We start from the raw sequence: 20,610 nt of genomic DNA on the forward strand, positions 1-20,610 counted from the left end.
GGTGACGAACTTTTGGTCCAGGCCGAGCCGCAGCGGGCTGTGGTCCAGGACGGGGCCGAAGAACACCTCGACCGGTGTGCCCGCCGGGTCGGTGAAGGCGATGACCTGCTCGGCGTCGCGTTCGGCGGCCTGGGCCGCGGACAGTTCGGTGACCTGGGTGCCGGACTTGTCGACCGCCTCGCGGACGGCGGCCAGCGCGTACTGGTCGCGTACCTCCCAGCCGACGGCCAGTACCCGGTCGGTCTCGCCGGGCAGCACCGCCAGCCGGTGCCGGCGCTCGTCCATGCGCAGGTACAGGCCGTCGGGATCGGGCCCGGACCCCTCGGCGAAACCGAGCCCGTCGATTGCTAGCTCGCGCCAGCGCTCGATGTGGCGCGTCTGGACCTTCAGATAGCCAAGCCCTCGGATCTGCGTCACTGTGCGTCCTCGAATCCCGTCCTCCGGTGCCGCGGTCGAACGTCCGGCCGCCGATGGCCAAGCTGCCAAAGTCCGCAGACCCCCGCCCCGCCCCTCCCGCTCAGTGAGAACCCAGGCGCCCACTCCCTCCGGCCGAACGAACATCGCCAAGCATCGGGCGTTCCGGATGACACGCACCGCAACGTGGCCACACTTCGTCGCCTCTGTGAACTCCGTCACAAACCTTCCTCAGCGTGCCGAGCAATATCCGGCGTGTCACCGGCGTCAGGGGGGTGTCGTGGTCGTCGGCCGCGCGGTCAGGCGGAGAAAGGAGTTCCCAGATGGGCAAGCACGACGAGAAGAAGGACGGTGACGGCAAGTGGGACAAGCCGGTCCCGCCGCCCGACCCCAAGAATCCGCCCGGCGGCGGCAGGCACGAGAAGGGCGGGTAGCGTGACCGGCCCCGCGGAGCCGGCCGCCCGGCTGATCGAAGACCTGACGGCCTCGGGTGATCTGGCGGCGGAGTGGCGTCCGGTGTTCGAGGCGGTGCCCCGGCACCGGTTCGTCCCCGACACCGTCTGGACCGAGGAGACCGGCCGTCTGGTGCCGGTGCGGCGGGCCGACGAGCCCGAGCGATGGCTGGAGTTGTGCTATCGCAACGACTTCGTCATCACGCAGGTGGACGATGGGCGGCCGGCCGGGCCGGGGCCGGTCGGCCAGGAGATCACCAGTTCGGCGAGCCGCCCCGACGTGGTGGCGCTCATGCTGGCGGCGCTCGACGCCGAGCCGGGCATGTCGGTGCTGGAGATCGGCACGGGCACCGGGTGGAACGCCGCGCTGCTGGCCGAACGGCTCGGCGCCGGCCGCGTCACCACCGTCGAGATCGATCCCGCCGTGGCCGAGCACGCCCGGACGGCATTACGGCGGGCGGGCCACGACGTCACGGTGGTGGTCGGTGACGGCGCGCAGGGGTACCCGCCCGCCGCGCCGTACGACCGGGTGATCGCCACGGCGGCGGTCAGGCGGATACCGGCCGCCTGGGCGCGGCAGACCCGGCCGGGCGGGCGGGTGCTGGTGCCGTGGGCGACCGACTTCCACAACGGCGCGCTGGTGGCCTTCCAGGTGTCCGCCGACCACACCATGCGCGGGCGGATCGTGGGGAACGTGGCGTTCATGATGCTGCGCGAGCAGCGCGGCAGACGCGCCTCGCTCGCCCGCGACGTCTACGACGTGGAGAGGGCCGCGCGGTCCGTCACCCGCCTTCACCCCTACGACTTGCTGGGCGAGTACGACGCATCGCTGGCGGTCGGGCTGTGCGTCCCGCGCTGCAAGCCCGTCGTCGAGCAGCATGGTGAGGGCGCCTACACGCTGTGGCTGATCGACCCCTGGTCACGTTCCTGGGCCTGCCTCAGCAACCGACCGGGCACCGATGCCTTCCCCGTCCGGCAACTGGGGCCCCGGCGGCTGTGGGACGAGGTCGCCGACGCGCACCACTGGTGGGCCGGGCTCGGCAAGCCCGTCGCCGGCCGGTGGGGGCTGACCGTGACCCCCGCAGAGCAGTACGTCTGGCTCGACACCGAGGACAACCGCATCGCCGGCCCCGAGTGACCGCCCGCCGCGTCAGGAGGCCGGGGTGCGAACCCGTCCGTCGTGCGACGCAATGCGGCCAGTCGCAGGGGCGATTCCGGTAAACCGTGCCCTTCCTTGATCCGTCACCGAAGTGACGGACGCCACATAAGGGGCGGAGATCGGGTGCGAGTCAACAGACTGATGGCGATGGTCACCGCATTGGGCGCCGCGGCGTTTCCGGTGACGGTGTTCGGCTCGGGCACGGCGGGGGCCTCCTGCCCCGGGGGCGGCCCGGCCCCGCTATCGGCTCGGCAGCAGGCGCAGGAGGGAGGCGCGCAGGCGGGTGTGTTCGGTGGTCATGAGGCGGTGCAGGTTGCGGGAGGCGAAGGCGACCCGCTGGGCGCTGCGGCGGCGTTCGGCGTCGTAGGCGCGCAGGGCGGAGGGCAGGCCGGTCGGGCCGTGCTCGGCGACCGCTCGGGCCAGGGCCTCCGCGTCGAGGATCGCCGTACACGCGCCCTGGCCCAGGTTGGGCGTCATGGCGTGCGCCGCGTCGCCGACCAGCGCGACCTTCCCGCCATGGACGAAGGTCGGCAGGGCGGGGAACAGGTGGCGCATCTCGTAGCGGATCCAGGTGGACGGGTCGGTCTCGGCGAGGATGCGGGGGATGGGGTCGTGCCAGCCCTCGAAGTGCCCGCGCAGTTCCCCCTCGGTGCCGGCTTCAGGGACGATGGCGTACCAGTTGGTGCGGCCCGGCTCGATCGGGGTCATCCCGAAGAACCGGCCGCTCCCCCAGGTCTCGCCGTAGACGCCGCTTTCAAAGTCGGCGATGCCGATCCAGGCGACGGTCCCGATAGGGCGCGGGCCGCTGCGCTCGCCGAAGCAGGCGGTGCGCACGACGCTGCGGATCCCGTCGGCACCGATGACCAGGTCGTTGCCGGCCACCAGTGATCCCACGTCGAAGACGGCCTCCCCGAACTTGGGGGATGCGCTTCCCAGGGCGTCCAGCTCGGCCATGAGGGCGTCGATCAGGTAGGGCCGGGAGATCAGCAGTTCGGGACGACCGGCCCTCCGCTCGATCCGCTCCAGGGGGAGGCTCGCCATCACCGACCCCTCGGGGGTGCGGATCCGCGCGCCCCGGTAGGGCACCGCCCGGTCGCTGAGCGCCTGGCCCACCCCGAGACGGTCGAGCGCACTTTGCGCGGTGGGGTGAATGCCGAACGCGGTGCCGTACCGTTCCGGCTCCGCCCGCCGTTCGAGGATCGACACCTCCCAGCCCGCCCGGCGCAGCCCGATCGCCGTCGCCAGCCCACTGACTCCCGCCCCCACGACGATCGCCGTTCCCGCCATGCCACCCTCCCCGCTTACTTCACCACAGCCGTGGTACCACATCCGTGGTACCACGGCTGGGGTAGTGTGGGCAAGGCACGCGGAGGGAGAGGGGCGGCAGTGAATCGGGACCGGCGGGACCGGCTGCGAGACGCGGCCATCACGGTGCTGGCCGAGGCGGGAGGGCGCGGCCTGACGCACCGCGCCGTCGACGCCGCCGCCGAGGTGCCGCCCGGCACCGCCAAGAACTACTTCCCCACCAGGGACGCCCTGCTGCGCGCGGTGGCCGAGCGTTGCCTGGAGCAGTACCGCGAGATCATGGCGCACCTGGCCGCCGGGCCGGGCCCCACCGGCCGCGAGGGCCTGGTGGCCATGCTCCGGGCGCTCATCGCGGACGTCGCCGGACCCGGCCGCCCCCGCCTGCTCGCCTACCTGGAACTGCAGACGGAGGCGGCCCGTAGGCCCTGGCTGGCGGCCCTCCTCGACCCGATCGCGGCCCACGACTTCGCCGGGTTCGAGGCGGCCCAGCGGGCGGCCGGGCTGCCGGTCACCCCGCAGCGGGCGGCCGTCGTCACCCTCGCCATGCACGCCGCCATCCCGCACCTGCTGGCCGGCGGCCCCGGCACCCTGGCCGCCGCCGGTCTCGACGCCCCCGACCGCTTCGTCCGCGCCCTCCTCCAGGCGGTCTACCCCGAGCCCCCGGACGAATGACCGTTGGGTCTGTGGTGGGGCCCGGGCCGTGGGACGGCGCCGTTCGGTGGTCTCAGATCATCGAGCGCATCGGGCCCTGGGGAGGCTCGATGTCCAGATCGGTGAGGGCGGAGACGTGGTAGACCGAGCCGGGGACGTGGATGGCATGGGACAGGCCCACGTGCGCGTCGCGCCAAAAGCGCTGGATGGGGTTGTCGGTGCGCATGGCGTTGCCGCCGGAGCGGACCACGATCTCGTTCATGGCCTGCACGGCCCGCCAAGCGGCGCGGACCTGGGTGCGGCGGCCGGCCGCCCGCTCGGCGAAGGTGACCTCCTGCCCGGCGGCGACCTTGTCGTACATCCGCGAGACGTTGTCCAGCAGGCGGGTGCGGGCGGTGGCGATCTCCTCGGCGGCCTCGCTGATGGCGTACAGCACGTACGGGTCGTCCTTGATCTTGGTGCCGGTGATCTGCACCCGGCCGCGCTGGTAAGCCAGGTGCGCGGCCAGCGCGCCCTCGGTGATGCCGATCACCGCGGAGGTGATGCCCAGCGGGAAGGCGCACGAGAACGGCACCAGGTAGGTGGGGTTGGTCAGCCCCGCCTCCCGGGGCGCGGACCCGTCGATGACCTTGGCGAACTCAATGACCCGGTAGTCGGGGACGAAGGCGTCGCGGACGATGATGTCCTTGCTGCCGGTGCCGCTCAGCCCGGCGACCTCCCAGGAGCCCTCGACGATCTCGTAGTCGGAGCGGGGCAGGATCAGGTGCAGCGAGGAGGGCGGCATCGCCATCTTGCCCTCGGCGTCGCCGAGCATCCCGCCCAGGAAGATCCAATCGCAGTGGTCGGTGCCGGAGGAGAACTGCCAGCGGCCATTGAAGACGTACCCGCCGTCCACCGGCCGGGCGATGCCCATCGGCGCGTACGGGGAGGCGATCCACACGTCGGGGTCCTCGCCCCAAATCTCCTGCTGCACCTTCGGGTCGGCGAAGGCCATCTCCCAGGGATGGATGCCGACGATGCCCGCGACCCAGCCGGTGGAGCCGTCCAGGCTCGCGGCCGCCATCACCATCTCGGCGAACTCGCGGGGGTGCGCCTCCATCCCGCCGTACGCCGCCGGCTGCAGCATCCGGATCGCGCCGGAGTCGCGCAGCACCTTGGCGGCCTTGTCGTCGAGCCTGCCGAGGCGCTCGCTGACGGGCCCGAGTTCACGGATCTCCTCGGCCCGTTCCATGATCGTGTCGAGCACGCGGTTGGTCATCGCCTCATCTCCCGTGATGTCTTCCTCAGCCGTCGTAGCTGACCTTGAGCCGGTCGCTGACCGGCCTGGCCTGGCAGGCCAGCAGGAGGCCGTCGGCGAGGTCCTGGGCGTCCAGGACCGTGTTGGCGTCCATGGCCGCCTCCCCCTCGACCACCACGCAGGCACAGGCGGCGCAGGAGCCCTCGCGGCAGGAGAACGGCGCGTCCACCCCGGCGCGCAGCAGCACGTCCAGCAGGCGTTGGGACCGGGGCCAGGGCACGGTCCGCGTCTCGCCGTCGATCTCGACCTCGACCTCGGCGGCGCCCTCCGCCGAGCCGTCCGCGCCGTCCGCGCCGTCCGCGTCCTCCCCCTCCTCGGGCACGGCCGGATCGAACGGGTCGCCGGCCAGCGAGAAGAAGCGCTCGATGTGCACCCGCCCGGCGGGCACGCCCAGGCCGGTGAGCGCCGACCCGGCCATGTCCATGAACACCTCGGGTCCGCAGACGAACGTCTCCCGGCCGGCGTACGGCCGGGCCAGTGACCGCAGGGCCGCGGCCGTCGGCAGCCCCTGCACCGACTCCAGCCAGTGCACGACCGTCAGCCGGTCACCGTGCTCGGCGGCCAGGTCCCGCAGTTCATCGGCGAAGATGACCGACCGCTCGTCCCGGTTGGCGTACAGCAGGACGACGTTCCCGGCGCCTGCGGCCAGGCACGACTTGAGGATCGACATGACCGGGGTGATGCCGCTGCCCGCCGCGATCAGCAGCAGGTCCTCGTCCAGCGAGGCCGGGGTGAACGTGCCCGCGGGCCGCAGCACCTCCAGCACGTCGCCCTCGGTGACGTTGTCGCAGATCCAGTTGGACCCCAGCCCGCCGGCGACCCGTTTGACGGTCACCTTGAGCCGGTCGTCGCTGACCGGGGAGCTGCACAGCGAGTAGCAGCGCGCCACCCAGCCGTCCTCGGCGGGCACCCGGACGGTGAGGAACTGGCCCGGCCGGTAGGAGAAGCGGTCCCGGTCGCCCTCGGCGGGTTCGAGGACGAGCGAGTGCGCCTCGGCGGTCTCGCGAACGACCTCGACGACGCGCGCCTTGAGCGCTCCCGCGGACGTCATGACCGTCCCGAATCCCCGGCGGCTCGGGCGGCGGCGTGCCGGGCGGCGATGTACCCGAACACGATCGAGGGGCCGATGGTGGCGCCGGGGCCGGCGTACTCGTTGCCCATCACCGACGCCGAGGTGTTGCCGGTGGCGTACAGGCCCTCGATCACCGAGCCGTCCTCGCGCAGCACCCGGCTGTGCTCGTCGCAGACCAGCCCGCCCTTGGTGCCCAGGTCGCCGACCTCCAGGCGGAACGCGTAGTAGGGCGCCGAGTCGATGACGTCCATGTTCGGGTTCTTCAGGTTGGGGTCGCCGTAGTACCGGTCGTAGGCGCTTTCGCCCCGCCCGAACTCGGGGTCCTTGCCCGCGCGGGCGTACCCGTTGAACGTCTCGACGGTCTCGGTCAGCGCGTCGGCCGGGACGCCGATCTGCTCGGCCAGCCCGGCGAGCGTGTCGGCCTTGAAGACGATGCCCTTCTCGTAGAACGCCTCGGGGATCGGCGCGCCCGGCAGGATCTGCGCGAACGGGTAGCGGGTGCGGGCCTTGGCGTCCATCACGAACCAGGCCGGGACATGGCCGCCCTGGAGCTGGTCGTGCACGAAGTTGACGTAGGGCGCGGCCTCGTTGGTGAACCGCCGCCCGTCCGCCGAGACGATGACCATCCGGGGGATGGCCCGTTCCGACACCAGCGGGATGACCGCGCCGGCCGGGTGGCGGACCGCCGGCATCCACCAGGCGTCGTCCATCAGGTCCAGCGCCGCGCCGAGCTTCTCCCCCACCCGGATGCCGTCGCCGGTGTTCTCCCGGGCGCCCATGCCGTAGTCGTCGCGGCCGCCCTCGGGCAGGTACTTGGCGCGCATCTCGCGGTTGTGGTCGAAGCCGCCGGTGGCCAGCAGCACGCCGTGGCGGGCGCGGATCCGCTGCGCCCGGCCCTCGCGTTCGACGACGACGCCGACGACGGCGCCGCTCTCGTCGGTGACCAGGTCGGTCATGGGGGTCTTCACCCACAGCGGGACACCGGCGTCCTTGAGCGCCATGCGCAACCGCGCGACCAGGGCCCGGCCGCCGGTCGCCATGTGGCGGCGGCGGACCAGGTTGGACGAGACCCGCCAGGCGGCCACCAGCGACGCCCGCCGGCCCGCCCAGGTGCGCTTGGCCATCGCCAGGTCGTGGTAGTCCTTGGCGGTGATCCACAGGCCCAGCGGGCCCTTGAGGCTGTTGGGCCGCTGGTACTTCTCGTCCTCGCCGAGCTTGCGGGTGTCGAACGGCCTGGCCTCGATGGAGCGGCCCAGCGGGCGGCCGCCCTCCAGCTCGGGGTGGTAGTCGGCGTAGCCCTCGGTCCAGAAGAACTTCACCCACCTGCTCTTTTCGAGCAGCTCCATCGCGGCCGGGCCGTGGTCGACGTAGGCGTCGAGCCTGGCCGCCGGGACCCGCCCCTGGGTGAGCAGGTCGAGGTAGCGGCGGATGGACTCGCGGCTGTCGTCGTGGCCCTTGGCCCGCAGCGTGGGGTTGTTGGGGACCCAGATGCCGCCGCCGGAGATGGCGGTGCTGCCCCCGAACTTCTTGCCCTTCTCGACGATGAGGGGCTTGAGCCCGGCGTCGTGGGCGGTCAGCGCGGCGGCCATGCCTCCCCCGCCACTGCCGACGATGACCAGGTCGAACTCGGCGTCCCAGCCGCCCTGCGCGCTCACGCGGCGTCCTTGCGGGTCAGGAAGGCCAGCACGACGCTCTCCCAGGCCGCCTTCTGCTCGATCATCACCCAGTGGCCGCAGTCGGGGAAGATGTGCACCTCGACGTCGGGGATGGTCCGCATCGGCAGCAGGGCCATGTCGACGGGGCTGACCCGGTCGTCCCGCCCCCAGGTGATCAGCGTCTTGGCCCTGAGCCGGTGCAGCATGGCCCAGTACGGCGGGGTGTCGGAGGCGGCCATGGCCTTGGCGCCCGCGGCGAACGCCTTGCTGCCGTACATCCGACGGGCGGCGGCCAGGGTGTCGGGATCGGTGGCCTGCCGCCAGCGCTCCTCGATCATCTCCTCGGTGATCACCGCCGGGTCGTACACCATCGCGCGCAGCCACCGGATCAGCGCCTCGCGGCTGGGGTCGTCGGTGAACTCCATCAGCAGCTTGATGCCCTCACTCGGCGAGTGGCTGAAGACGTTGCGGCCGATGCCGCCGATGGTGACCAGCCGCCGCACCCGATCGGGGTGCGCCAGCGCCACCTGGGCGCCCACGATGCCGCCCATGGAGTTGCCGATCACGTCCACCTGCTGCAGGCCCAGCCCGTCCAGGAAGCGGAGCACCGCGCCGGGCGCGGCGACCATCGGGTGCCGGTCGGTCGGGTCGCTGACTCCGAAGCCGGGGAACTCCAGGACCAGGCAGCGGAAGTGCTCGGCGAACGCGGCCAGGTTGCCGCGGAAGTTGCGCCAGCCGGTGACACCGGGCCCGGAGCCGTGCAACAGCAGCAGCGGCGGTCCCTCGCCGGCCTCGTGGTAACGCAGCACGCCCTGGTCGGTGACGAGTTCGCGGGAGGTCGACGCGTAGGTCAGCTCCGTGGTCATGGCCTCTCAGTCCCTCGGATGCGGCTTGCCGGGAACGTAATCAGCGGCTCGCCGGGGTCGCCGCGCCGATCCCGATGAGCGGGATGCGCGCCGTCCCGGCGCCGGGCGGGCCGCCGGCGGCGGCTTCTTCCACTCATCGGGATCGGGCCTTCGGGCCGGTCGCGGCCGCGGCCTACGTTCGTGACCGGCCCGCCACGAGCATCCGAGGTGAATCCCATGCCAGCCGAGCCAGCGCTCACCGCAGACTCCGGCCGCCCGCCGCCCGCGCCGGTGGAGTTCCGGCGGGCCATGGCCGAGTTCGCCACCGGCGTCACCGTGGTCACCGGTCTCGACGGCGGCGAGCCGGTGGGCTTCGCCTGCCAGTCGTTCGCGTCGGTGTCCCTGCAGCCGCCGCTGGTGCTGTTCTGCGCCGACCACCGGGGCCGGTCCTGGCCGCGCATCCGCGCCGCCGGGCGTTTCTGCGTGAACATCCTCGGCGAGGACCAGCAGGAGCTGTGCGAGCGGTTCGGCTCCAGCCGGGGCCTGCGGTACGAGGGGCTGGACTGGGAGGTGTCGCGGTGGGACACCCCGGCGCTGCCCGGCGTGCTGCTGCGCGTGCACGCGGTGGTGCACGAGGTGCATCCGGCCGGCGATCACGACGTGGTGCTGGGGCGGGTGCTGGCGGCCGAGCGGGTGACCGCGGGACGTCCGATGATCTTCTTCCGCAGCCGGTTCGGCATCGACGAGCCGGACGCGCCGATCGCCCCCGACCTGTGGGCCAGGGGCGACCGCTGGGGCTGAAGTCACATCCACTCGCCCCGGCCGTCGAGCGCCAGCAGCCGGTTCAGGGTCTCCGGGGACCAGGTGGCGCCCGGTTCGGGACGGACGCACTCGGCCCGCCGGGCGCGGGCGCGCCGCGCCGTCCCCGAGCCGGGGAAGAGGGTCAGCGACGCCTCGCGGGCGGCGGCGGCCACCAGCGGCGCGACGTTCTCCAGCGGGGTGCGCACGTCCCCGACCAGGGAGATGCCGGCCGCCGGCCCCTCCTGGCCGCGGATCGCGGCGGCCACGCAGGCGATGCCGGGGAACGACTCGCCCCGCTCGAAGGCCAGCCCGCGGCGCTGCCGGATCCGGTGCAGCTCCTGGTGCAGGGTGCCGAGGTCGCCGATGGTGCGGCTGGTCAGCCGATGCAGACCGGCGCCGAGCCGGGCGTCGACCTGCTCGGGCTCCAGCCAGGCCAGCATCGCCTTGCCCAGCGCGGTGGAGTGCGCCGGGGCCCGGCCGCCGACCCGGGACGGCACGCAGGAGGCGAACCGTCCGCCGACCTTGTCCAAGTAGTACACCTCGGCGCCGTCCAGGACGGCCAGCTGGGCGACCAGCCCGGTGGTGATCTGCAGCTCGTGCAGCAGCGGCGCGGCGACCTCGCGGATCCGGCCGTGGCCGCCGTCGCGGCCGCCGAGCCGCAGCGCCCGCCGGCCCAGCCCGTAGCCGTGCGCGTTGTGCTCCAGCCAGCGCTGGCGGACCAGCTGGTCGAGGATCCGGTGCGCGGTCGAGCGCGGCAGTCCGGTGCGCCGGGCCACGTCCTCCAGCGTCAGCCTGGCCGAGCGCCCGTCGAACGCGTCCAGGATCAGGGTCATCCGCTCGACCATCGACGGCGGCGGGTCGCGGCGCACCGCCGGGTCTGCCGTCTGCTCCCTCATCGCACCTCCCAGCCGACTGAAATGAATTCTTCCTCTGCGGAATGTAACAAGCGCTTGGGTGGGAGGGAAGAGACCTCGGTGCTCCCGCCCGTGACATCCCTGTGCGCGGACCACCCGGCCGGCCTTCTCAGGCGTCATCACTAGAACGTTTTCTCGTCACCGCCGACGAGGGCGGAGCGGACGCCCCGGCGGCGGTCGGCCTCGACCACATGCCGCTCGCCGTCTCCCGACACTGCGCCGGCTCGCCGAAGGAGCGCCCGACCCGCCCCCCGGCGGTACCGGCCGATGGGGCAGACTGGAGGTCCTCAACACGGGCCGTCCGAGACGGCCCAAGGAGCCAGCGATGACCGGCATCCCGACCGCCGCACCGGACGACGACCCGCCCGGTCCGGATGACGAGACCGGGCCGCTGGCCATCACCGCTGACCTGCACGGCCCCTGGGTCACCCTCGCCCTCGGCGGCACCCTGGACTGGCTCACCGCCTCCTCCCTGGACGGCCGGATCACCGCCGTGACCGCCCAGCACACGCCGCCGTGGCTGGCCCTGGACCTGTCCGCCCTGACCTTCTGCGACACCAGCGGCCTGAACATCCTGATCCGCGCCTACAAGGGCGTCATCGCCGCCAACGGCCGGTTCCTGCTGCTGAGCCCCAGCAGCCGGGTGGCCCAGCTACTGGAGATCACCGGGCTGGACCGCCACCTGACCATTACCGACGTGCTGCCGGACTGATGTCACACCCATCGGTCACCCGAGTCGCGAATGATCGGCTGCCTGTGGGTACACCATGGGCCGTGAGTCAGGTGATGCCGACCGGACCAACGGGGTGTGAGAAAGGTGCTGACCAACGAGCCGCAACTGGACATCGCCACCGAGGCCGCCGCGGACACGAACGGCTGGGTGATCATACGGGCCACCGGGGAACTGGACCTGGCCACCGCTCCCCGGCTGCTTGAGCACGTCACCGGCCTGACCGAGGACCACCGCTGCCCGCACGTGGTCCTGGACCTGGCCGATCTGGGATTCTGCGACTCCACGGGGCTGGGCACCCTCATCACCCTGCACAAACGGATGCAGGCCGCCGCCGGTGTCCTCGTCCTGGCCGGCCTCACCGGCCAGCCCCTGGACCTGCTGGCCCGCACCGGCATGGACCGGCGGCTGGCCCTCGCCGCCGACGTGGCCGCCGCCACCGCACGGTCGGCCTGACGGACCGGATCGGCTCCGGATCAACTCCGGATCAACTGCGCCCGGCCGACCTCCGCTGGGAGGACAGCGCCGGGAGCGGGGGGAGCCGGACGCTTCCCGGCTCCTGTGCGGCCGGCGCTTCGGGAGGCGCTTCGAGACCGGACCCCGCGGACCCGAGATGCCAGGGCACGCTGGTGACCATGACGCCGGGGCGGAACAGCAGCCGGGCCTTGAGCCGCAGGGCGCTCTGGTTGTGCAGGAGCTGTTCCCACCAGTGGTCCACGACGTATTCGGGGATGAACACACAGACCACGTCGCGGGGACTCCTGCGCCGGATGCGGGCCACGTACGCCAGGACCGGGCCGGTGATGTCCCGGTAGGGAGAGTCCAGCACCACCAGCGGCACTTCGATGTCCCGGGCCCTCCATTCCTCCTCCAGCTTGCGGACCTGGGCCGGTGAGGTGCCCACGGTCAGCGCGGTGAGCGTGCTGGGCCGGGTGGCGCGGGCGAAGGCGAGCGCGCGCAGGGCCGGGGTGTGCAGCTGGGAGACCAGCACCAGCGCGTGGATGCGGCTGGGCAGGGTGACCGGCCCGTCCCCGGGACGCAGTTGGGCCGCGACCCGGTCGTAGTGCCCGCGGATCCGCTTCATCAGCCAGAACAGCAACGGCATCGCGATGCACACGATGTAGGCGCCGTGGGTGAACTTGGAGACCAGGACGACCGCCAGGACCAGGGCGGTGAGCGTGCCGCCGAGCCCGTTGACCAGCCGGGACCGGTGGATCCGGCGGTGGTCCCCGGCGGCGGCGGTGCGCAGCCGCCGGGTCCAGTGCCGGACCATGCCCCACTGGCTGAGGGTGAAGGAGACGAAGACGCCGATGATGTAGAGCTGGATCAGCCTGGTGGTGCTGGCGTCGAAGGCCCGGATCAGCGCGATGGCCAGCAGCGCCAGCAGCACGATGCCGTTGCTGAAGACCAGGCGGTCGCCGCGCCGACCGAACTGGTGCGGCAGATAGCCGTCCTCGCCGAGGATCGAGGCCAGGATCGGGAACCCGTTGAAGGCGGTGTTGGCGGCCAGCACCAGGATCGCCGCGGTGAAGATCGCGACCAGGAAGAACGGCGGGGAGCCGGCGCCGAACACCGCGGCCGCCTCCTGGGCGAGCACCGTCTTCTGCAGATAGTCCGCGGGCGCGCCGACCAGCCGGCCGGGCTGGTCGGCGATGTGCACGCCGGCGGCCAGCGCGAGCGCCGTGATGCCCGCCAGCATCAGCACGGTGATCGCCCCCATCAGCACCAGCGTCGCTGCGGCGTTGGCCGCCTTGGGTCGCCGGAAGTTCGGCACCCCGTTGCTGACCGCCTCGACCCCGGTCAGCGCGGTACAGCCCTGGGAGAAGGCGCGCAGCATGATCGCCAGCACCAGCAGACCGGTGGTCGGGGAGGCGGGCTCGATCCCGAACGAGGCCGACTCGGCGACCGGGGGATGCCCGGTCAGCACGCGCAGGCCGCCCCAGGCCAGCATGGCGAAGACCACGGCGACGAAGCCGTAGGTGGGGATGGCGAAGACCGTGCCCGACTCCTTGACGCCCCGCAGGTTCACCACCGCCAGGATCGCGATCAGGCCGACGCACAGTTCCACCGCGTGCGGGGCCAGCGCGGGCACCGCCGACACGATGTTGGCCACTCCGGCCGCGACCGAGACGGCCACGGTCAGCACGTAGTCGATGAGCAGCGCGCTGGCAGCCACCAGGGAGGCGTTCTCGCCCAGGTTGGCGCGGCTGACCGCGTACGCGCCACCGCCATTGGGGTAGGCGTGGCAGGTCTGCCGGTACGACAGCACCACCACGACCAGCAGGGTGATCACCGCCGCCGCCACCCAGGGCGCCAGGTGCAGCAGGGCGAGTCCGCCCAGGCTCAGCGCCAGCAGGATCTCCTCGGCGGCGTAGGCGTTGGACGACAGCGGGTCGCTGCAGAAGACCGGCAGCGCCAGCCTCTTGGGCAGCAGCGTCTGGCCCATCTGCTCGGTGCGCAGCGGACGGCCCACCAGGAACCGTTTGGGCAGGCCCAGAACGGCGTTCCACACACCACCCATCCAACGCCGCCGGCCGCCCGGTGATCGGCGGCCGGCCCGGTTCTTAACGCGTTCTTAGCGCGCCGGCGGCCCGGCCCGGCGTTCAAACCGGCCCGGCGTTCAAACCGGCCCGGCGTTCAAACCGGCCCGGCGTTCAAACCGGCTCAGCGTTCGAAGCGGTAGCCCATGCCCGGCTCGGTGATCAGGTGGCGCGGGCGCGCCGGGTCAGGCTCCAGCTTGCGGCGCAGCTGGGCCAGGTAGACGCGCAAGTAGTTGGTCTCCTTCTCGTACGCCGGGCCCCACACCTCGCGCAGCAGGCTCCGCTGGCCGACCAGCCGTCCAGCGTTGCGCACCAGCACCTCCAGGATGTTCCACTCGGTCGGCGTGAGGCGGACCTCCCGGCCGTCCCGCAGCACCTTCTTGGCCGCCAGGTCCACGGTGAAGGTCGCGGTCTCCACCACGGCGGCCTGTTCGGCGGGGGCCGCCCGCCGCACCGCCGCGCGCAGCCGGGCCAGCAGTTCGTCCATGCCGAACGGTTTGGTGACGTAATCGTCGGCGCCGATGTCCAGGGCCCGCACCTTCTCCTCGGAGGCGTGCCGGGCCGACAGCACGATGATCGGGACGCTCAGCCAGCCGCGCAGCCCCTCGATCACCTCCACCCCGTCCATGTCCGGCAGCCCCAGGTCGAGCACCACCACGTCCGGGTGCCGCCGGGCGGCCAGGTCCAGGGCGGTCCGGCCGTCCGGCGCCGCCTCCACCTCATAGCCCCGGGTCCTGAGGTTGATGCGCAGCGCGCGGACGAGCTGCGGCTCGTCCTCGACGAGGAGCACGCGGGTCACCGGGCCCTCCCCGACTCGTCCAGGGGCCGCGGGGGCGCCGGCAGGGCGGCCGGCGGCAGCGCGAAGACCATGGTGAGACCGCCGCCGGGGGTGTCCTCGGCGTGCAGGGAGCCGCCCATGGCCTCGGTGAAACCGCGGGCGACGGCCAGGCCCAGCCCCACCCCGGTGCCCTGCGGGGCATCGCCGAGCCGCTGGAACGGGGCGAAGATCTGCTGTTTCTGTGCGTCGGGCACCCCGGGCCCGCGATCGGCCACCCGGATCTCGATCCGGTCCGGCTCCCGGCCGAAGCGCAGTTCACCGGCCGACACCAGCACGGTGTCGCGGCTGTGCCGGACGGCGTTCTCCACCACGTTGGCCAGCGCCCGCTCCAGCAGGCCCGGGTCGGCGGCGACCGGCGGGAGCGTCTCGGGCACGTCCACCTCGATCCGGGCCGCCTGCACCGCCTGCAACGCCTGCGGCACCACCTGGTCGAGGGCGACCGGGCGGATCAGCGGGGACAGCACCCCGGTCTGCAGCCGGCTCATGTCCAGCAGGTTGCCGATAAGCACGTCGAGACGGTCGGCCGACTCCTCGATGGTGGCCAGCAGCTCGGCCTCGTCGGCGGGGTCCCAGGCCACGTCGGTCTGCCGCAGGCTGCTCACGCCGGCCTTGATCGAGGCCAGCGGGGTGCGCAGGTCGTGGGAGACCGCGGCCAGCAGCGCGGTGCGGATCTTGTTGCCCTCGGCCAGCCGGCGGGCCTGGGCCGCCTCCTCGGCCAGCCGCCGCCACTCCAGCACCGCGGCGGCCTGCGAGGCGAAGGCTGCCAGCACCCGCCGGTCGGCGGCGGGCAGCACCCGCCCGCGCAGCGCGAGCACCGTCTCGCCCCGCCCGTCCCGGTCGTCGCCCTCGCGCACCTGGGCCCGGACCTCGGCCTGGTCCGGGTCGGTGCACGGGTCGGGCCCGGTGGCGCCCAGCACGGTCCAGCCGGCGCCGCGGCTCTCCAGCAGCGTGACCGAGCTCATCGCGAAGGTCTCCCGGACCCGTTCCAGCAGGGCGGGCAGCGCCTTCTCCCCGCGCAGCACGCTGGTGGCCAGCATGCTCAGCGTCGTGGCCTCGGCGCTGCTGCGCGCCGCCTGCCCGGTGCGGCGGGCGGCCAGGTCGACCACCGACGACACCGCCACCGCCACCGCGATGGAGATCGCCAGCGCGACGGCATTCTCGAAGCCGGCGATGGTGAGGGCGTGCAGCGGTGGGGTGAAGAACCAGTTCGCCAGCAGGCTGCCCAGCACGGCCGCGGCCACCGCCGGCCACAGCCCGCCCACCAGCGCGACCCCGACGGTCAGCGCCAGGTACAACAGGATATGGGTGACCAGGCCGAACAGGCCGCGGGCGTTGACCAGCAGGACGGTCAGCAGCGGCGGCGCCACGACCGCCAGCGCCCATCCGATGATCTGCCGGCGGCGGCTCAGCGCGGAGCCCGCCATGCGGGCGATCCCCCGGCCGCTGCCGACGTGCTCGTGGGTGACGATGTGCACGTCGAGGTCGTCGGCCTCCCTGGCCACGACGCCGCCCACCCCGGGCCCGAGCATCCACTGCCAGCCGCGCCGGCGGCTCGAACCCAGCACGAGCTGGGTGGCGTTGACACCGCGGGCGAACTCCAGCAGCGCCGTCGCGACGTCATCGCCCAGCACCTGGTGGTACGTGCCGCCCAGGCTCTCCACCAGCGCCTGCTGGCGGGCCGGCGCCCGCGGGGAGCCGTCGGTGAGCCCGTCGCTGCGCACCACCCGCACCGCCATCAGGTCGGCGTGCCCGGCGCGGGCCGCCATGCGGCCGGCCCGCCGGATGAGCGTGTCGCCCTCCGGCCCCCCGGTCAGCGCCACCACGATCCGTTCGCGCGCCTCCCACGGCTCGGTGATGCCGTGCTGGTCGCGGTAGCGGGCCAGGCCCTCGTCCACCCGGTCGGCCACCCACAGCAGCGCCAGCTCGCGTAGCGCGGTCAGGTTGCCGACCCGGAAGTAGTTGGCCAGCGCCGCGTCGATGTTCTCGCGCGCGTAGACGTTGCCGTGCGCCAGCCGGCGGCGCAGCGCCTCGGGGGTCATGTCGACCAGCTCGATCTGCTCGGCCCGGCGCAGCACCGCGTCCGGCACGGTCTCCCGCTGCGCCACCCCGGTGATGCTCTCCACCACGTCGTTCAGCGACTCCAGGTGCTGGACGTTGACGGTGGAGATCACGTTGATGCCCGCCGCCAGCAGTTCCTCGACGTCCTGCCAGCGCTTGGCATTGCGGCTGCCCGGGACGTTGGTGTGCGCGAGTTCGTCGATCAGCGCCACCTCGGGCTCACGGGCCAGCACCGCGTCCACGTCCATCTCGGTGAACTCCGCGCCCCGGTAGACCGTCCGGCGGCGAGGGACGACCTCCAGGTCGCCGATCTGATCGGCGGTCCGGGGACGTCCGTGCGTCTCGACCAGGCCGATGACCACGTCGGTGCCGCGCCCGGCCCGCCGGCGTCCCTCGTCGAGCATGGCGTAGGTCTTGCCGACCCCGGGCGCCGCGCCGAGATAGACGCGCAACGTGCCCCGCGTGCTCATACCAGGACTCACCCCCCGCCGGGAAGCATCCCCTGTTCCCGTCCTGGCGAAATCTAACGGAGAGCGTAGATCGCCCCAGATCGCCAGGGGCCGGCAAGGAGGTGAATTGACGTTTTCTTAACGCCGTCACGCCACGGGCAGGCCCCTGCCTCTCCAGTGGCAGCCAGGAGGAAACGCCCTGCTCCCGGTTCGTCCGGGGGGCAGGGCGTGGAACGGTGAGGACGTCTCAGGCGGACGCGGACGGGCCGGCCGTCATGGGTTCGCTTCGTGCTCCTCTTCAAGCAGCCGCTTCATCACCTTGCCCGTCTCGTTGTAGGGCAGCGCGTCGCGGAACTCGACATACGCGGGGACCTTGAAAGCCGCGAGCGTCTCGCCCGCCCATGCCCTGACCTCCTCCACGGTGAGCCGGCTCCCCTTCTCCGGGACGACGAACGCCTTCACCTCCTGGCCGAGGATCCGGTGCGGGACCCCGATGACGCACGCCTCGGCGATCCCGGGGTGCTCGACCAGCCGATGCTCGATCTCGATGGGGTAGATGTTCTCCCCGCCGCGCAGAATCAGGTCGCGTATCCGGCTCTCCAGGTAAAGACGGCCGTCGGTGATGCGCCCGTAGTCCCCCGTCCGGTACCAGCGGCCGGGGGCCAGCACGGCCTCGGTGGCCTCGGGGTTGCGCCAGTAGCCGAGGAAGACGCCGGGGCCCTGGATGTGGATCTCCCCGATCTCCCCTTCGGGCAGCGGCTCGCCGTCGAGGCCGCGCACCTGCACCCTGGTACAGGGGATCGCCGGCCCCACCGAGTCGGGGTGCTCCTCCAGCAACGAGCCGTTGATGAGGGTGCCGGTGCCCAGGGTCTCGGTCATCCCGTAGCCGTTGCCCAGTTGCACGCCGGGCATCCTCCGCTGGATGGAGCGCATCAGCTCCGGCGCGAAGACCGCGCCGCCGCTGCCGGCCAGGGTGACCTGATCGGTGCGGTACCGGTCGAAGTCGGGGTGGTCGAGCAGCCGCCAGTAGTGGGTGGGTACCCCGCTCCACTGCGTGATCAGGTGCTCGTCGGTGAGTTTGAGCACCCGTTCGGCCTCCCACCGCCCGGGGCCCGGGAAGACCACCTTGAGGCCGACGGCCGGCGCGACGGCGATGGTGACCCCCGCGCCGGACACGTGGAACAGCGGGCTGACGCACAGCGACGCGCGCTGGACGTCGGGGGGCTGCTGCCGGTAGCGCCCCGCGTCCCGCACCGCGTTCACCGCACCGCCGAGCGAGCCGTGCATGGTGAAGTACACGAAGTTGCGGTGGGAGATCGTCGCTCCCTTGGGCCTGCCCGTGGTCCCGCTGGTGAACATGATCGCAGCGGGGTCGTCCTCGTGCAGTTCCACCCGGGGCAGCGCGGTGGGCGGCTGTTCCAGGGAGAGCGCCGCCCGGTGCAGCTCCTTCAGTGCGACGACCGGGGTCCCGGTCCGCCGGACCCACGGGGCGCCGGACACCCGCTCCAGAGGCGTGCCGGAGCCCAGGACGACGACGGGCTCGGTGAGTTCGACCCCGTAGTCCATCTCCGCGGCGGTCCACCAGCCGTTGAGGCCGACGAGGATCGCCCCCAGCGACAAGGTGGCCCAGTAGGCGAGAACGTACTCCCTGGCGTTGGGGGCGGCGACGGCGACCCGGTCGCCCTTGCCCACCCCGTGGCGCTCGGCGAGCACCCGGGCGTAGGCGGCGACCAGGTCGTGTGTCCGCGCGAAGGTCAACGTCTCCTTCTCCGGACCGTCGAACACCAGATAGGGCAGGTCGGGCATGGTCTCGCGGGCCCGGACGAGCAGTGCCGGAAGATGCGGCGGCCGGTGCGCGAACACTTCGAGGGGCGTGCCGAGGACATCCTCGACGGTCCGTTCGAAGGGGGCGCCCGGTCCGCACAGGGTCCTGCGGAGATCCTCGTCCATCAGGTGGTCGCCGGGCCAGGTCAGGGTCACGGGAACGGTGGCGTCCCGGTCGTGGAAGTCATGCAGGGCGGTCACGGTGTCCTCCGGCGGTGGAAGGAAGGAACAGGGAGATCCGGTCCGGTACCGGGACGGGCTCCGCGCGGCCCGTCCCGGCACCGGCTCGGTCAGGAGACCGGCTCGTACTTCACCTGGCCGTCGATGTCGATCACCTCGCCGAGCGGGACGAGGCGCCCCTTGGCCGCGTCGAAGCGGTTGAGCTGCATTCCCTCGAACAGGTGCGGGTCGTCGGGCGTGGTGTGGATCTTGATGCCCGGGAGGGTGAAGGAGGGGCCGGTGTAGTCGATGCTGCGGGCCGACTCCATCACCCCGACGCGGTCCATGGTCGTGGCGTGCCGCACCGTCCAGTCGAGCAGGCGGCCCTGGAACCAGCCCTGCGACGCCGAGAGCGGGTCGATCTTGTCGGCGCCGGGCGTCTTGCGGAACCACTGCATGTAGAGCTGGAACTCCTCGTTCCCGGCGGCGACCTCGGGGTTGGCGAAGTCCGGTCCGGTGCCGCCGGTGATCAGCCGGTCCCCGGCGCCGGGCTGCAACCGCCTGAGCAGCGTCACCGGCAGTTGCGCGACCTGGATCACCTCCGGTCGCCAGCCGGAGGCGTGCACGTGGTTGAGCGCCTGCAGCCCGGTCAGGCCGGAGGCGACGTTGAAGTAGAGGTCGGCCTTCGTCGCCGCGAGCGTGGTGATCTGGTTCTTGACGTCGGGTTCGCCCGCCTCGAACGTCTGGGTCGCGACCACCTTGACCCCCGAGCCGGCGATGGCCTGTTCGAAGCCCTGGAGGTAGGCCCTGCCGAGGTCGTCGTCCTGCTCCAGCACCGCCACGGTGGCGTTGGGATGCTTGTCCCGCACGTACTGGCCGAGGATGCGTCCCTCGGTGGCGTAGCTGATGGACCCGGCGATCGCCCACGGGTACTTGGGGTTGGCCAGCTCCGGCGCCCCGGTGGTCGCGAACAGCGACGGGACGCACTGCTGGGCGATGATGGGACGCGCCGCGAGGTTGCCGGCGGTGCCGAACTGGCCCAGCAGAGCGAAGACCTTGTCCCTGTTGACCAGCTGGTCGACGTTGGCCTTGGCCTTCGTGGCCGTGTAGGCGTCGTCCTTGTAGACCAGCTCGACCTTGCGCTTCCTGCCGTCCGGGCCCTGGATCCCGCCCTGGGAGTTGACGTAGGCGAAGTACGCCTGCATCCCGTAGAGCTGGCCGCCCACCGAGACGTACGGTCCGGACAGCGGCTGGGACAGGCCCAGCTTGATCGTGGTGTCCGTGAGGCCGGTGGTGCCGTTGTCGGGGCAGCCTCGGGCCAGCCCGGAGCCCTGGCCCGAGGCGTTCGAGGAGTCGCTGACGGCGCTGCCGCCGCAGGCCGTGGTGAGAAGGCCGGCGGCGCCGAGCGCCGCCGCGAGCATAAGTTTCGGCCGAGGGGTCACGGGGT

The 20,610-nt window shown here is 72.5% G+C and carries 16 protein-coding genes and 1 pseudogene; 5 read left to right on the forward strand and 12 right to left on the reverse strand.

Features of this window, described 5'->3' with window-relative positions:
• Positions 1 to 417: pseudogene (locus C4U03_RS37970) on the reverse strand (2,3-dihydroxybiphenyl 1,2-dioxygenase); the annotation flags it as partial.
• Between the two features lie 432 nt (positions 418 to 849).
• Here C4U03_RS37970 and C4U03_RS37975 point away from each other — a divergent pair.
• Positions 850 to 2,004 (forward strand): methyltransferase domain-containing protein, encoded by a 1,155-nt coding sequence (locus C4U03_RS37975; protein WP_235018377.1) that lies wholly within the window; start codon positions 850 to 852, stop codon positions 2,002 to 2,004.
• 261 nt (positions 2,005 to 2,265) lie between these two features.
• Here C4U03_RS37975 and C4U03_RS37980 read toward each other — a convergent pair whose 3' ends face one another.
• Positions 2,266 to 3,312, reverse strand: a complete 1,047-nt coding sequence (locus tag C4U03_RS37980) for an FAD-dependent oxidoreductase (RefSeq protein WP_103944645.1) — start codon at positions 3,310 to 3,312, stop codon at positions 2,266 to 2,268.
• Positions 3,313 to 3,411: 99 nt separating this feature from the next.
• On the opposite strand from C4U03_RS37980, the gene C4U03_RS37985 reads away from it, so the two are divergent.
• Positions 3,412 to 4,002: a TetR/AcrR family transcriptional regulator gene (locus tag C4U03_RS37985; protein WP_103944646.1), complete on the forward strand. Its 591-nt coding sequence runs from the start codon at positions 3,412 to 3,414 to the stop codon at positions 4,000 to 4,002.
• A 52-nt stretch (positions 4,003 to 4,054) separates the two neighbouring features.
• Here C4U03_RS37985 and C4U03_RS37990 read toward each other — a convergent pair whose 3' ends face one another.
• The 4 genes from C4U03_RS37990 to C4U03_RS38005 are packed head-to-tail and all read right to left on the reverse strand — an operon-like array spanning position 4,055 to position 8,871.
• A complete protein-coding gene (locus tag C4U03_RS37990; RefSeq protein ID WP_103944647.1) occupies positions 4,055 to 5,239 on the reverse strand; it encodes an acyl-CoA dehydrogenase family protein in 1,185 nt (394 codons plus the stop codon).
• Between the two features lie 25 nt (positions 5,240 to 5,264).
• Positions 5,265 to 6,329: a ferredoxin--NADP reductase gene (locus tag C4U03_RS37995; RefSeq protein WP_103944648.1), complete on the reverse strand. Its 1,065-nt coding sequence runs from the start codon at positions 6,327 to 6,329 to the stop codon at positions 5,265 to 5,267.
• Entirely contained in the window at positions 6,326 to 8,005 is a 1,680-nt protein-coding gene (locus tag C4U03_RS38000; protein WP_103944649.1) for an FAD-binding protein, read from the reverse strand. The genes C4U03_RS37995 and C4U03_RS38000 overlap by 4 nt, the downstream gene beginning before the upstream one ends.
• The gene (locus tag C4U03_RS38005; protein WP_103944650.1) at positions 8,002 to 8,871 is read right to left on the reverse strand and encodes an alpha/beta fold hydrolase; all 870 of its coding nucleotides are present in this window, start codon (positions 8,869 to 8,871) and stop codon (positions 8,002 to 8,004) included. The genes C4U03_RS38000 and C4U03_RS38005 overlap by 4 nt, the downstream gene beginning before the upstream one ends.
• 216 nt (positions 8,872 to 9,087) lie before the next feature.
• On the opposite strand from C4U03_RS38005, the gene C4U03_RS38010 reads away from it, so the two are divergent.
• Positions 9,088 to 9,651 (forward strand): flavin reductase family protein, encoded by a 564-nt coding sequence (locus C4U03_RS38010; protein WP_103944651.1) that lies wholly within the window; start codon positions 9,088 to 9,090, stop codon positions 9,649 to 9,651.
• 2 nt (positions 9,652 to 9,653) lie between these two features.
• Here C4U03_RS38010 and C4U03_RS38015 read toward each other — a convergent pair whose 3' ends face one another.
• Positions 9,654 to 10,547 (reverse strand): IclR family transcriptional regulator, encoded by an 894-nt coding sequence (locus C4U03_RS38015; RefSeq protein WP_103944652.1) that lies wholly within the window; start codon positions 10,545 to 10,547, stop codon positions 9,654 to 9,656.
• A gap of 343 nt (positions 10,548 to 10,890) precedes the next feature.
• Between C4U03_RS38015 and C4U03_RS38020 the strand changes: the two genes are divergently transcribed.
• Together C4U03_RS38020 and C4U03_RS38025 are read left to right on the forward strand one after the other, a co-directional pair.
• Complete coding sequence (locus C4U03_RS38020) at positions 10,891 to 11,277, forward strand: STAS domain-containing protein (protein ID WP_103944653.1); 387 nt, start codon at positions 10,891 to 10,893, stop codon at positions 11,275 to 11,277.
• Between the two features lie 96 nt (positions 11,278 to 11,373).
• Entirely contained in the window at positions 11,374 to 11,751 is a 378-nt protein-coding gene (locus C4U03_RS38025; RefSeq protein WP_103944654.1) for an STAS domain-containing protein, read from the forward strand.
• A gap of 31 nt (positions 11,752 to 11,782) precedes the next feature.
• Here C4U03_RS38025 and C4U03_RS38030 read toward each other — a convergent pair whose 3' ends face one another.
• The 5 genes from C4U03_RS38030 to C4U03_RS38050 all read right to left on the reverse strand — a co-directional run bounded on the left by C4U03_RS38030 (position 11,783) and on the right by C4U03_RS38050 (position 20,605).
• Positions 11,783 to 13,807, reverse strand: coding sequence for an APC family permease (locus C4U03_RS38030; protein ID WP_200827751.1), 2,025 nt, complete (start codon positions 13,805 to 13,807; stop codon positions 11,783 to 11,785).
• Between the two features lie 152 nt (positions 13,808 to 13,959).
• Positions 13,960 to 14,634, reverse strand: coding sequence for a response regulator (locus C4U03_RS38035; RefSeq protein WP_103944670.1), 675 nt, complete (start codon positions 14,632 to 14,634; stop codon positions 13,960 to 13,962).
• A complete protein-coding gene (locus C4U03_RS38040) occupies positions 14,631 to 17,201 on the reverse strand; it encodes a DUF4118 domain-containing protein (RefSeq protein ID WP_200827752.1) in 2,571 nt (856 codons plus the stop codon). Before C4U03_RS38040 ends, C4U03_RS38035 begins: the two co-directional genes overlap by 4 nt.
• Positions 17,202 to 17,453: 252 nt before the next feature.
• The gene (locus C4U03_RS38045; protein WP_200827753.1) at positions 17,454 to 19,205 is read right to left on the reverse strand and encodes a class I adenylate-forming enzyme family protein; all 1,752 of its coding nucleotides are present in this window, start codon (positions 19,203 to 19,205) and stop codon (positions 17,454 to 17,456) included.
• A gap of 89 nt (positions 19,206 to 19,294) precedes the next feature.
• Positions 19,295 to 20,605, reverse strand: coding sequence for an ABC transporter substrate-binding protein (locus tag C4U03_RS38050; protein WP_146087684.1), 1,311 nt, complete (start codon positions 20,603 to 20,605; stop codon positions 19,295 to 19,297).
• Positions 20,606 to 20,610: the final 5 nt, after the last annotated feature.

The sequence above is a fragment of the Thermomonospora echinospora genome (assembly GCF_900108175.1).
Lineage (GTDB): Bacteria > Actinomycetota > Actinomycetes > Streptosporangiales > Streptosporangiaceae > Thermomonospora > Thermomonospora echinospora.

Coding starts and splice junctions, on each gene's coding strand:
- C4U03_RS38005 (WP_103944650.1), bottom strand. CDS start 8,871: ATGACCACGGAGCTGACCTACGCGTCGACCTCCCGCGAACTCGTCACC.
- C4U03_RS38020 (WP_103944653.1), top strand. CDS start 10,891: ATGACCGGCATCCCGACCGCCGCACCGGACGACGACCCGCCCGGTCCG.
- C4U03_RS38015 (WP_103944652.1), bottom strand. CDS start 10,547: ATGAGGGAGCAGACGGCAGACCCGGCGGTGCGCCGCGACCCGCCGCCG.
- C4U03_RS37995 (WP_103944648.1), bottom strand. CDS start 6,329: ATGACGTCCGCGGGAGCGCTCAAGGCGCGCGTCGTCGAGGTCGTTCGC.
- C4U03_RS37980 (WP_103944645.1), bottom strand. CDS start 3,312: ATGGCGGGAACGGCGATCGTCGTGGGGGCGGGAGTCAGTGGGCTGGCG.
- C4U03_RS37990 (WP_103944647.1), bottom strand. CDS start 5,239: ATGACCAACCGCGTGCTCGACACGATCATGGAACGGGCCGAGGAGATC.
- C4U03_RS38040 (WP_200827752.1), bottom strand. CDS start 17,201: ATGAGCACGCGGGGCACGTTGCGCGTCTATCTCGGCGCGGCGCCCGGG.
- C4U03_RS38010 (WP_103944651.1), top strand. CDS start 9,088: ATGCCAGCCGAGCCAGCGCTCACCGCAGACTCCGGCCGCCCGCCGCCC.